Here is an 11,818-nt window from a genome sequence, read left to right as displayed (position 1 = left end):
TCACCATCGCCGTCGCCGTCGCCATCACCGTCGCCGTCGCCGTCGCCGTCACCATCGCCGTCACCATCACCGTCACCGCCATCGTTCAAGGCCGCGGCGACAAGGGCCGTGGTAATCGGCGGGCACATGTCGATCTGTTCGGCGGAAAGAATGCTGGTGCGGTTGGCTGCAATACAGCAAAGCGCGAAATTGGCTTCAGTGAGAGGTTGGCACTGTGCGGCCGCAAGCCGCGGACGTGGACTCTGCTGCGCGGTTGCCGGTGTGATCATTGCCACCGTGAAGGCAGCGGATGAAAGGAGCAGTATTCTTAGAATCGTGCTCGAGACGTCAGGGTACAGGTGCATTTTCTTCCTCCTTTTGAGGGAAAAAAGGCGCTCCCGTCCCCTTTGGTTGCGCGAAAGGGTCAATGTTACCGACCATCGGTAACACTTTATTAAGTATGGCAAACAATTTGTTCCTGCGCAATTGCGATTGTCAGGGTTGATTTACCAAACCCCTTCAACATTATGGCGGCCCACCAAAAGGGGACACTACACCAAAAGGGGACACTAAGTGACTCGTTCAGCGGCGCTTCTCGCGGCGGCAATTTTGCTGGCTGGCTGCAGCAACCAAACCACCGGAACAGCGACGATGATGGCCACGCAAGGCTACGCCTTTGCACCGGCCGCCTTCTACAAATTCTGCGCCAGCGATCCGGCGCTCTGCAGCACCCGCGGCAAGGTCAAAGCGGTCGAACTCACGCCGAGGCTGGAAGCGGAACTTGCGAGTGTGAACAGGTCGGTCAATGGCCGCATCCGGGAGAGAGGCGACAGAGACTCCGCAGGCCGAGCCGACGTCTGGGGCTTGCCGACCGCCGAAGGCGATTGCGAGGATTTCGCCATCCTCAAGAAAGCCGAGTTGTTGAAACGCGGGTGGCCCGCATCCGCCCTGTTGCTGACCGTTGCGACGCTTGGCGGCGCTGGTCATACGGTCCTGACGGTGCGGACCAGCAAGGGCGATCTGGTGCTGGATAACAGAACGGGCGCAATCAGGAATTGGTCACGGACCTCGTACCGTTATTTTGCTCGGCAGTCCCAGTCTGAAAACGGCAAGTGGACGCGGATAAGAACCTGACACCCGTGCCTTGATCGCCCCGCATCGATTTCGCCGCGGCGCAAACCGGATCTATCTTCGATCTGGCGTCCTCAGTCCGACGGTTGGCCGCGACCTCACCTGCTCTGCGCGATAATGCGTCCAGGCAACGGCGCCCCGGACCCGACTCGCCGCCACGTCAACCTCGATGCGCGGCATCACAGGACAAGCAATTCAATGCGGAAAGGAATTGCTTTCGACGACCCGCCAAATATCCTTGTTGATTGCGTGGATCGCCTGGATGGAGGCGCTGATCCTCTTCATCTCGGAATCGTCGAGCTCCTCAATCTTCCCATATTTGATGGCATCCTTGCTGTCGAAGATGCGCATGAGTTGCGTGCTCGCGTGCGTTCCCGTTTCGTCGAACGAATAGATGCAGTGGCTGTATTTGTTGCGCAGCTTTCCCTGCCGGGTGAGTTGACTGGCAATCTCCAGGACCTGGCGTCGGCATTCAACCGGTGTTCCCGCCATCTTCGCCAACCGCTCGACCAACTCGATCCGTGCACGCGTGGTGTTCAGCGTCAGGAAAATGACGATCGCAGTCTCCTTGTCTACTTTCGCCAGACCGGCAATCAGGTAAATCAGCAAGCTTTCTGTGTTGGTCCATGTGTAGTTCAATTGACCAACAAGCAGTAGAACCTCCTGGAAGCGTGGCATCGACCTGCTCACGTGAGAGTTGAGATCACCGGGCGATCCGCACTGGGAACCATTCCAGCGGCCGCAACCCGTCGGGCATGAAAAAGGGCTGCGGCTTCAGTCCTGTTGTGGGCGCCCAGCTTGTTGATGATGTTGTGCATGTGAATTTTGACGGTGTGTTCGGAAAGGCGAAGTGCGGCGGCTATGGTTTTATTCTGCAGTCCCTGCGACGCCATTTCCAGGATCTGACTCTCCCGACATGTCAGTTGGCCAGGCTCCTCGAGTGCGGCTTGCCGTTTGATGGCGGGCTTCGACTCCTTCGCCTCGCTATGGGGCATGCCGTTGTTCAGGTACGACTGAAACATGGCTAAGGGGAAATATTCGCCTCCGCGCAGCATGAGCCTGATCACGGAAAGCCACACATCCAGCTTCAGGTTCATGGGAAGCACGCCGCGCACCACTCGCGACGCAAAGACCTCATCGGGGAAAAGCCGCCTCCTGCCATCGTCCTGCATCACAGCGGTCATGGCCCCCGGGTGGAAGCGGGCCAGCTGGGCGGAACAGGAGTCGATCTCGCTTAGAAACACCGCATCGATCAGAATGAGGGAAACCGAAGGATTGAACGCAGTCCAGGTGGCGGACAGGTCGCGAACGCGCTCAGCCGCGATCCACGGGAATTCTCTTTCGACGGCATGCACCAGGCTCTCGGAGATCGTGTCGTCAGGGGCGATGAACAGCAAGGTTCGTCGTGCCCAGGATTCTCTATCGGCTGTATCAGCTCGACCTCGTCCGCTCGCCTCCACCCCATCCACCCCATTCATGGCCCACCTGTCTACTAACACTCGCTAAAGGCCGGGAACCCCTAACCCGGACGACACACGTTAACGACTTCCTAACTCAAAAATAGGCGAAAAAATATAGTCCTGACGAGCTAGGCAATTGCTGGGAGACCGCGGCGCGGCGCGCAATGTCCGCCATTCACGATTGCTACCGACCTGGTTTTCCCTCCAGGATTTAAGCCTTCATGGCGAGCAGATCGTCCCAAACGGGCTAGCTCCAACTATCAGCTTACAATTTACGGCTGACGGTCACAGACTTCCAATGTTCCGTATTGGGAGTTTGGGGAACATCCAGAGATTCACGAGAGCAGCGAGCGACCGCACCGTTGGGCGGCGCAGGCGGAAACTCGTGCGCAATCTGGCTGCCTCGCTCCCCCGTCAAAGGGAGGTGACGCCGTACAAACAGACGATGACCGGATCTCCGGCCTTAGTCCCCTAGGCGCAGGCGATCCAAAACCAACCACATGAAAACTTAACGGCCGCGAGCAGCCCAAGACCACGTCAGATTGAATGTGGTTCGGTTGTCGCGGCCCCTAACCGAGGGAACGACAATGACTACTCGCAACAGCAATAACTCCAACACCGGTTGGCAGTTCATCGGCGATGTCTCCGATGACGACACCACAATCGATATCGGAGATGGCGACGCCAAGAGCGACGCCAGCGCCGACGCCAAGAGCGACGCCAGCGCCGACGCCAAATCCGATGCCGATGCAAAATCCGACGCAGACTCCAAGAGCGACGCCGACGCCACCGGCGTCGGCGTAGGTGTGGGTGTCGGAGCTGGCATCGGCATTGGCGACGCCACGGCCAATTCGACCAGCAACAACACCAACAATAACGGCAATAACAACAGCAATTCGAGCAGCAACAGCAATAGCAACAGCAGCAACAACAGCAACACCAATACCAACACCAACAACGTTAACACCAATGTTAACGCCAATGTTAGCGCCACCGCGTCGTCCGACGGAAAGCAGGACGACGATTTCATTGACCTCGACGACGTGAATGTCGGCCTCGGCGGCGTCATGATGTTCAGCCGCGACGGCGACATCAGCTTCGATCCGGGCGATGACGTCAGCTTCTCGGACGTCCTGAACGGCGCGTTTGCCGGGGCTGGCAATGGCCACAGCGCCACCATCATCAACCAGACCGGGGACATGAAGGACAACGACTATCTCGGCAGCGCGACGGTCCAGAATAACGGCTACTTCGGCAACAAGGGCGACGCCAAGGGTGGTTACGCCAAGTCCGACGAAGGCATCGATGCCGGCGGCGACGGCGGCCATGCTGGCGATTCGGTGGCTTTGGGTGGCTTTGGCGCCAAGGGCGGCGATGCCGATAGCGGCGACGCCAAGGCTGGCGACGCCAAGGGCGGCGGCGTGGCCGTGAGCGTGCCGATTGTCGTCGGCTCCGCTGACGCCAAGTCCGACGGCGGCAACGCTTATGGCGGCGACGCCGTGCCGATCGCGGTTAGCGGCGATGCCAAGGGCGGCGACGCGTCCGGCGTGGCTGTCGGCGCAGGCCTCGGCGGTGACGGCAAGGGCGGCTACGGCGACAGCGGCGAAGCCAATGGCGGCAACAGCGGCGACGCCAAGGGCGGCGAAGGCGGCGACGGCGTCGGGCTCGGCCTGGGCTTCGGCCTGGGCGTCGGCGTCGGCGGCGACTCCAAGGCCGACGGCGGCGATTCCGACGCCAAGGGCGGCGACGCTGGCGCGCTTGGCTTTGCCGACGCCAAGGGCGGCGACGGCGGCAACGGCGGCAATGGCGGACGCGGCGGCGACTCGACCGCGGTACCTGTCGCCCTGGCGCTGATGGACGATGCCGAAGCTGGCAGCGACAACGACCCCTCTTGGGGTGGGAACAAGAGCAGTGACAACGTCGCCGTAGCTATCCCGATCGCCGCGAATGGCGACACCGATGCCGGTAACACCGGTGGTGGCGGCGGCGGTGGCGGCGGTGGCGGTGGCGGCGGCGCGAATGCCGGCAACTTCGCCGATGTCGAGGGCGGCGCTGCAAGCTCGACTGGCGGCGGCGCAGGTTCGACCGGCGGCGCTGGCTCTGGCACTGGCACTGGCGCTGGCACTGGCTCTGGCGTCGGCGGCGCCGGCGGCGGCGCTAACAGCGGCGCGGGTGGGGCTGGCACGAGCGGCGACGCAACCGGCGGTGCCGGCAGCGGCGGAGCCGGCAGCGGCTTTGCGAGCAACGTCGACACCGGTGGCGCAGCCACCAGCGGTGCGGCTACGGCCGGCGCCGCGACTGGCGGCGATGCGACTGGCGGCGCTTCGACGGCGACCGGTGGAACGGGCGCGGTTGCTCTCAGCGGCGCTTGGGCTGACGGAGCGGACGGTGGCTATGCCTGGAGCGGCGACGCCACGGGCGGTGCTGGCGGCAACGGCGGCGCAGCGACTGCGACCGGCGGCGCGGCTGGCGCTGGCGGCGGCGGCGGCAGCTGGGGGTCGAATATCGGCCACGACCAGCACATTGAAGCCATAAGCCAGGCCAACGCCAATGGCACAATCGACATGAACGGCTTCAACCAGCAGATCGTCATGGGCGCCAACCTGCAAGGCCACTCGGTCGACATGACTGTAGTGGGCGGCAACCTCACCAGCTCGCTGGTTGGCGAAGACGACGCGACATAACTGGCATGGCCGGTTTCGCCGCGGCGAGACCTGCAAAAAAGGGACTGCGCGGGGGGAAAACCCCGCGCAGTCTTCCCAATCAGAGAAGAGAAGCGCGACCCGGCAAGGGCGCGGATGATCTCGAAAACCGGAGGAAACTTCCGTGTATATGGACAAGATCACCGAGGCGATCAGCCACTTTGTGGGACTCTTTGAAATCACGCTGGAGCAAGCCCGTCTCAGGAAGGCCTATGAGGAATTCAAGGCGGCCCAGGCGGTCGAGGAAGAAACGCCCGAGCTTGCCAGTCAGACAGTCAACGTCGACGCAGGATACGATCTGGAGGATTTTGTTCCCTCCATCGAGTATTCGCCAGTTGCACCCAAACTTGTCCTGACGACACCCTGGTCGGATTTCCAATTCGTCCCTCCAGACATCCCTGCGATCCCGCAGCCGGACGTCGCCTATCCAGGTTCTCTGTTCCACCCGGACGCGCCGCCGATGGGGAGTGCGCCTTCACGCCTGATCCTGCCCCATATCGAGCCCCCTGGCTCGGTGGCGGTCCTTATCAATCAGGAGCTTCGGCTCTCCGATAACGACTATGTAGGCGCTGGCGGACATGGCCTGAAATTCTCTCCCGCAGCAGCGGACCATGCTGCCGAAATGACGGCCTTGCTGGGCGCGGCGGTGGATCTGTCGCCGATCGACGATCTGGAAATGCCGGGTTCGTCCGAGGAGATAGTGGCTGTCATCAAGACAGCCGGCGAACGGCTCAACGGCTATCCGGAGGAAACGGATGGCGAAGCCGATGTTTTCGTCGTCAAGGCTGACGTCATCGAAGGCACTTACGTCAATGGGCAGTCCGTGGACGAAGCGCCCAAGCTCGACGATCACCTTCCGGAGAAGCACCGACGAGCCAATGAGGAAGAGGACGACGAAGAAGAGCCCGAGCAACCCTCCTACACGCCTGGGTCCGGAAGCATCGACATCGATGTTTCGGTCGAGCTGGAAGCCGGCGGCAATCTCCTCGTCAACAGCGTGTCGATGGCCAACAATTGGCTGCAGTCGCCGGTTTGCGCGGTGATGGGCGACCATGTCGAGCTCAACGCGATAATTCAGATCAATGTCTCGTGCGACAGCGACCTCGTCAGTGCCTCCATCAACGGTTGGGGCCTGAATGCCACCGATCCGACCCAAGGCTTCAATATCGCGATGTTCAAGCGCATCGATCCGTCGGCGGAAGCTGCGGCGTCGCAGGCAAAGCAGGGTGACTTTCCCAAGCACTGGGTTGTCACCGAGGTCGAAGGCGACCTGCTCATCATGAACTGGATCCAGCAATACACCTTCATGACCGACAATGACGTTTCCGTCCTGTCGTCATCGGGAGTCAAGACGCTGGTGACAGCCGGCGCCAACACGGCGGCTAACGAGATTTCGCTGGACGAACTGGGCTTCAATTACGACCTGATCGTCGTCGGCGGAAACATTTATGACGCCAACATCATCCATCAGTTGAACGTGCTCCTGGACAACGACCTGATCGGCGCGGTCGATGGTTTCCAGACAACCGGCGAAGGCGCGGCCTCCACCAGTGACAATCTGCTTTGGAACCAGGCCAACATCGTCAATTACGGCGCCGGCGATCGCTTCGAGGCGATGTCTGAAGCTTATCGCAAGGCGTGTGAAAGCCTGCAGAACGGCAAGGGTGACCTTTCCGACATACTTGGCGACGGCCCATTCGCGGGCATCGGGGCGATTCGGGTGCTCTACATTTCCGGCGACATCCTCAATCTGCAATACATCAAACAGACCACCATTCTTGGTGACAGCGATCAGGTGGCCCTGGCCATGAATGCGCTGGCGCATCCGGAGGCGGACTGGACAATTTCGACGGGAACCAACTCGCTGGTCAATTATGCCTACATTGCCGACGTGGATTCCACCGGCAAGACCTATGTAGGCGGCGGCATCTATTCGGACGAGATCCTCATCCAGGCGGAGCTGATTTCCACCGGCCCCGATCTTGGCGGCCAGAATCCCGACGTGCTGGTGAATGAAGCGGTCGCTTTCCTCGATGACGATATGCTGGCGCCGGAAGCCTCTCAAAACGTGGCGTATCCCTCACTCGTGCCTGAGCAGACCTATTCCGATCCGATGCAAAGCGTTCTCGCGTGATTTTCGAACCGGGGTGGCAGCAATGACCGAAGATCACGATCAAACCGGGCGCGCTTTCGCCCAGGAACCAGAATGGGATCGGCCGGATGACGGCGGCGAAGCAGTCGCGCGAAGCGAGGCGTCTATCGGGGCCGCCGAGCCGATCTCACAGTCTTTGTTTCGTCAGAGCAAGGCGGTCGATCGTTCGGTGGAAGAACTGGACGATGTCGTTGCCGAATTGCGGCGCCTAGTGGACGCCCCGCCAGCCGAAACGCCACCATCGCTTCGCGACGCGACGCCAGCCAAGGTCACCGAACAAGCCAGGGTCACCGAAGAAGCGCGCCCTTCCACCGCGCCTTTACCTGGTGATAGCCGCGCTCAGCAACGCGAGGTGCAACCACCCTCTCCGCAAGCAAAGGCGCCTTCGGCTCCGCCGCCGGGCACGCCCACTGCTCCAGCGGCAGACATCATCAGAAGGCCCGACCCCATCCGGCTACTGAGCCCTCGGATCTCCGAGCCGGCCCAGCGTGCCCTATCACCAAACGAAGAGCCCGCGCGCAAGCCCGAGCCGGAAATATCGGAACGGAAGACGCCGAGCGCGCTGCAGGACGCGCCCGCGAAGCAGGACCAGCCGAGCGCGCGAGCAGGCGAGCCGCCCACGCAGGAGATCCGGCTACCGAGCCCTCGGATTTCCGAGCCGGCCCAGCGCGCTGTTTCACCAAAGGAAGAACCCGCGCGCAAGCCCGAGCCGGAAATATTGGAACGGAAGCCGCCGAGCGCGCTGCAGGACGCGCCCGCCAAGCAGGACCAGCCGAGCGCGCGAGTAGGCGAGCCGCCTACGCAGGAGATCCGGCCACCGAGCACTCGGATTTCCGAGCCGGCCCAGCGCGCTGTTTCACCAAAGGAAGAACCCGCGCGCAAGCCCGAGCCGGAAATATTGGAACGGAAGCCGCCGAGCGCACTGCAGGACGCGCCCGCGAAGCAGGACCAGCCGAGCGCGCGAGTAGACCGGCCACCAAGCCCTCGGATCTCCGAGCCGACCCAGCGCGCCGTACCACCAAAGGAAGAACCGGCGCGCAAGCCGGAGGCGGAAATATTGGAACGGAAGACGCCGAACGCGCCGAAGGACGCGCGCGGGAAACAGGAACAGCCGAGCGCGCGAGTAGAGCCGCCCACGCAGGAGATGAAGAACAAGCCGGTTCTGCCCGGCGTGACAATCGAGGGCGACCGCGGTCCCTTGCTTGCCCGGGAAGTGCCTGGCGGCGGCGGTCCGACCGGAACCGGTAAGGGGGGCGGCGGTGGCGGCGGCAATGGCGGCGGCGGCGCATTCCACAAGCGTCTCGGCCCAGTCGATCTCTCGGCAAGCCTCACAGCCGGACTTCGCGCGGTCAAGAAGAACCTCATCGCGGTGATGATCTTCACGATCGCTACCAACGTGCTGGTGCTTGCGATACCTGTCTACCTCTTCCAGATTTCGGATCGCGTCCTGACGAGCCGCTCGGTCGACACGCTGGTGATGCTGACGGTCGTAATTGTCGGCGCGGTCATCCTGCAGTCGATATTTGACGCCATCCGGCGCTTCATCCTCATGCGCACAGCGGTCGAGGTCGCCGCCCAATTGGGTGGACCAATCCTCAGCGCAGCCGCCAGGGCTTCACTGCACAGCAACGGGCGCGAATATCAGACGCTGGGGGATCTTCAGCAGCTGCGTACGTTTCTGGTGTCCGGCACGTTGCTGTCGCTTCTCGATGCGCCGATGGCCCCGTTGTTCATGCTGGCGATATTCCTGATCCACCCCGACCTCGGCTTTATCGTCGTGGCGACGGCGCTGCTGCTGCTGGCCATCACGCTCGCCAACCAGCGCGCAACTGCCAAGCCGTTCGGCGAGGCCAACACAAGCCAAACCAAAGCCAACCTCCACGTCGATTCGATGTCGCGCAACTCGCAGATCATCAACGCGCTGGCGATGATCCCGGAAGCCGTGTGGATCTGGGGCAAGGATACCGGCAACTCGCTCAGATGGCAGGTCATAGCTCAGGACCGAAACATAGCCTTTGCTTCCCTTTCCAAGGGCGTCCGGCTGCTGACCCAGGTCATGATGCTCGGCTGGGGCGCCTATCTGGCCATCGAAGGCTCGGTCACGGGCGGCATGGTCATCGCCGCGTCAATCATTGCCGGCCGCGCGCTTGGCCCGATCGAGGGTGCGATTGAAGGGTGGAACCAGGTTGTGCAGTCACGCGCCGCCTTTGGCCGCATCAGTGCGCTGCTGAAGGAATCCCCGCTGAACTTCGAACGCCTGAAGCTGCCGCGTCCGGAAGGGCGTCTCGATGTCGAGCGGCTGCTGTTCGTGCCGCAAGGAACCAAACGTGTCGTGCTCAATGGCATCGGCTTTGGCCTGGAGGCCGGAGACTCGCTTGCGATCATCGGCAATTCGGGCGCCGGTAAAACGACCCTGGGCAAAATGCTCGTCGGCTCGATCCTTCCAACTTCGGGAAGCGTGCGGCTCGATCTGATGGACCTGCGGAACTGGGATCAGCGGCAATTTGGTGAAAGCATCGGCTACCTTCCTCAGGACGTGCAGCTTTTCCCGGGGTCGATCAAGGCGAACATCGCCAGAATGCGCGAAGACGTCGATGATGGCGCAATTTACGAAGCCGCCAAGCTGGCCGACGTTCACGAACTGATCGCCTCGCTTCCGCATGGCTACGAGACCTTCGTCGCCGCCGATGGCGCGCCGCTTTCTGGCGGGCAGAAGCAGCGGATCGCTTTGGCGCGCGCCTTTTTCGGCAGCCCGAAGTTGGTGGTTCTCGATGAGCCGAATTCGAACCTCGACACCGCTGGCGAGTTGGCTTTGTCGCGCGCTCTACAGCAAGCCAAAGAGCAAAAGATCACGATGGTCACCATCACACAGCGGCCTGCTTTGCTGCAGACCGTGGATAAGATCCTGGTGCTCGTCAACGGCACCGTGGCTCTTTTCGGGATGCGTCAGGAAGTGCTTCAGGCTTTGGCGGCGCGCGGCATGAGCCTCGATGGCGGCCATTTTGCCAATATTCAGGTCAAATGAGAGAGATCGGCCGTGAAGGAAATAGCCAAGATCGAAGACGCTCAATGGTATGGCGCCGTTCCGCGTTCCATTTGGAAGCAGACGACCGCCGGATTGCTGCTGATGGCCGTCACCTTCGGCGGATTTGGCACCTGGGCATTCACAGCACCCCTCGCAGCGGCGATTATCGCGCAAGGAAGCTTCGTGGCCACTGGGCAGAACAAGATCATCCAGCACCTGGAAGGGGGTATCATCAAGCAGCTTCTGGTTAGCGAAGGCGACCATGTCGTAACCGATCAGCCTTTGGTGCTGCTCGACGAAACGGCCGCGCGGGCAAAGGAACGGCAGTTGTTCTTCCGCCAGGCGCGCCTTGAAGCGATCGTGGCGCGCTTGACCGCCGAGGTGCATGGGGCGGAGACTATACAGTTCCCGGCCATAATAACCGAAAATCGCGACGACCCGGAAATTGCTTCGATCGTGCATAGCCAGCGTCTCAACTTCGAGGGCTCGCGCACCAAAATGAGCAGCGAGATCCGATTGCTCGACCAGAACATCGGAGCTCTGAAGTTCCGGGCGGGCGGTTATGAGCAGTTGCTGAAAGCGGTCACGATACAGCTCGGTCTTCTACGGGAGGAATACAACGGCAAGAAGATCCTGCTCGACCAAGGATTGATCCGCGCGACCGAGATCAAGGCGATTCAGCGCGCGATGGCAGATGCCGAAGGGCAGATGGGGCGGCTCTCAGCCGAGATATCCGAGACCGGCGCCCAGGTCGTCAAGCACGAACAGGAGATGCGGCAGACAGAAAACGCCTACCGCCAGGCGGCGCTCGACGAGCTCGAGGGCGTTGAAACCGAACTGGACAGCATTCGTGAACAGTCGCGCGAGGCGCAAAACGTGCTGCGCCGAGCCACGATCCATGCGCCGGTTTCGGGCACTGTCGTGCGGGTATTCTACCACACGTCCGGCGGCGTGATCGAGAGCGGCAAGAGCATCATGGAGATCTTGCCGGCGAATGTGCCGCTGATCATAGAAGCGCAGGTGCCTCGCACCGAGATCGACAATGTCAAGGTGGGACAAAAGGCGACGATACGGCTGGTCGCACTCAACGCGCGCACGACGCCGGTTCTGAACGGCGAAGTCTACTACGTCTCGGCCGACTCGCTCCCCGACGCCTCCGGCCCGACCGCAAAGGAGGTCTATCTGGCGCGCGTCAACCTGCCAGTCAGCGAACTGGCTCGCGTGCCTGGATTTGCTCCGACGCCAGGCATGCCCGCCGAAATTCTCATCCAGACGGCGGAGCGGACATTTTTCAACTACCTGTCCAAGCCGATCAAGGACAGCATGGCCAGGGCATTTAATGAGCGCTGACCTTAGAGGCGGGGGGTAA

General features: G+C 61.7%; 7 protein-coding genes and 1 pseudogene. 5 read left to right on the top strand and 3 right to left on the bottom strand.

All coding sequences use genetic code 11. From position 1 onward, the window contains the following. Positions 1-344: pseudogene (locus NMG70_RS16545) on the bottom strand (hypothetical protein); the annotation flags it as partial. 289 nt (positions 345-633) lie between these two features. Here NMG70_RS16545 and NMG70_RS16540 point away from each other — a divergent pair. Then, a complete protein-coding gene (locus NMG70_RS16540) occupies positions 634-1,113 on the top strand; it encodes a transglutaminase-like cysteine peptidase (RefSeq protein WP_436798401.1) in 480 nt (159 codons plus the stop codon). Between the two features lie 192 nt (positions 1,114-1,305). On the opposite strand, the gene NMG70_RS16535 is transcribed toward NMG70_RS16540, so the two are convergent. Then, the gene (locus NMG70_RS16535) at positions 1,306-1,788 is read right to left on the bottom strand and encodes a hypothetical protein (protein ID WP_254025529.1); all 483 of its coding nucleotides are present in this window, start codon (positions 1,786-1,788) and stop codon (positions 1,306-1,308) included. Positions 1,789-1,796: 8 nt separating this feature from the next. Next, on the bottom strand, positions 1,797-2,507 hold the full coding sequence (locus tag NMG70_RS16530; RefSeq protein WP_254025528.1) for a helix-turn-helix domain-containing protein: 711 nt from the start codon (positions 2,505-2,507) through the stop codon (positions 1,797-1,799). Positions 2,508-3,157: 650 nt separating this feature from the next. On the opposite strand from NMG70_RS16530, the gene NMG70_RS16525 reads away from it, so the two are divergent. From NMG70_RS16525 to NMG70_RS16510, 4 genes are all read left to right on the top strand, one after another. Then, the gene (locus NMG70_RS16525) at positions 3,158-5,254 is read left to right on the top strand and encodes a hypothetical protein (RefSeq protein ID WP_254025536.1); all 2,097 of its coding nucleotides are present in this window, start codon (positions 3,158-3,160) and stop codon (positions 5,252-5,254) included. A gap of 148 nt (positions 5,255-5,402) precedes the next feature. After that, a complete protein-coding gene (locus NMG70_RS16520) occupies positions 5,403-7,406 on the top strand; it encodes a type I secretion protein (RefSeq protein WP_436798400.1) in 2,004 nt (667 codons plus the stop codon). An 826-nt stretch (positions 7,407-8,232) separates the two neighbouring features. Continuing rightward, positions 8,233-10,449, top strand: coding sequence for a type I secretion system permease/ATPase (locus NMG70_RS16515; RefSeq protein WP_254025533.1), 2,217 nt, complete (start codon positions 8,233-8,235; stop codon positions 10,447-10,449). Positions 10,450-10,461: 12 nt separating this feature from the next. Further along, the gene (locus NMG70_RS16510; RefSeq protein WP_254025526.1) at positions 10,462-11,799 is read left to right on the top strand and encodes an HlyD family type I secretion periplasmic adaptor subunit; all 1,338 of its coding nucleotides are present in this window, start codon (positions 10,462-10,464) and stop codon (positions 11,797-11,799) included. The last annotated feature ends 19 nt before the right edge of the window (positions 11,800-11,818 follow it).

The sequence above is a fragment of the Mesorhizobium ventifaucium genome, assembly GCF_935822925.1.
GTDB classification, from domain to species: Bacteria; Pseudomonadota; Alphaproteobacteria; order Rhizobiales; family Rhizobiaceae; genus Mesorhizobium; species Mesorhizobium ventifaucium.
Note: the sequence above shows the minus strand (reverse complement) of the source record. Positions and strands in the feature narration are given on the sequence as shown.

Excerpts from the sequence above, each read along its gene's own strand:
- NMG70_RS16540 (WP_436798401.1), top strand. The coding sequence starts at position 634 with ATGGCCACGCAAGGCTACGCCTTTGCACCGGCCGCCTTCTACAAATTC.
- NMG70_RS16535 (WP_254025529.1), bottom strand. The coding sequence starts at position 1,788 with ATGCCACGCTTCCAGGAGGTTCTACTGCTTGTTGGTCAATTGAACTAC.
- NMG70_RS16525 (WP_254025536.1), top strand. The coding sequence starts at position 3,158 with ATGACTACTCGCAACAGCAATAACTCCAACACCGGTTGGCAGTTCATC.
- NMG70_RS16520 (WP_436798400.1), top strand. The coding sequence starts at position 5,403 with ATGGACAAGATCACCGAGGCGATCAGCCACTTTGTGGGACTCTTTGAA.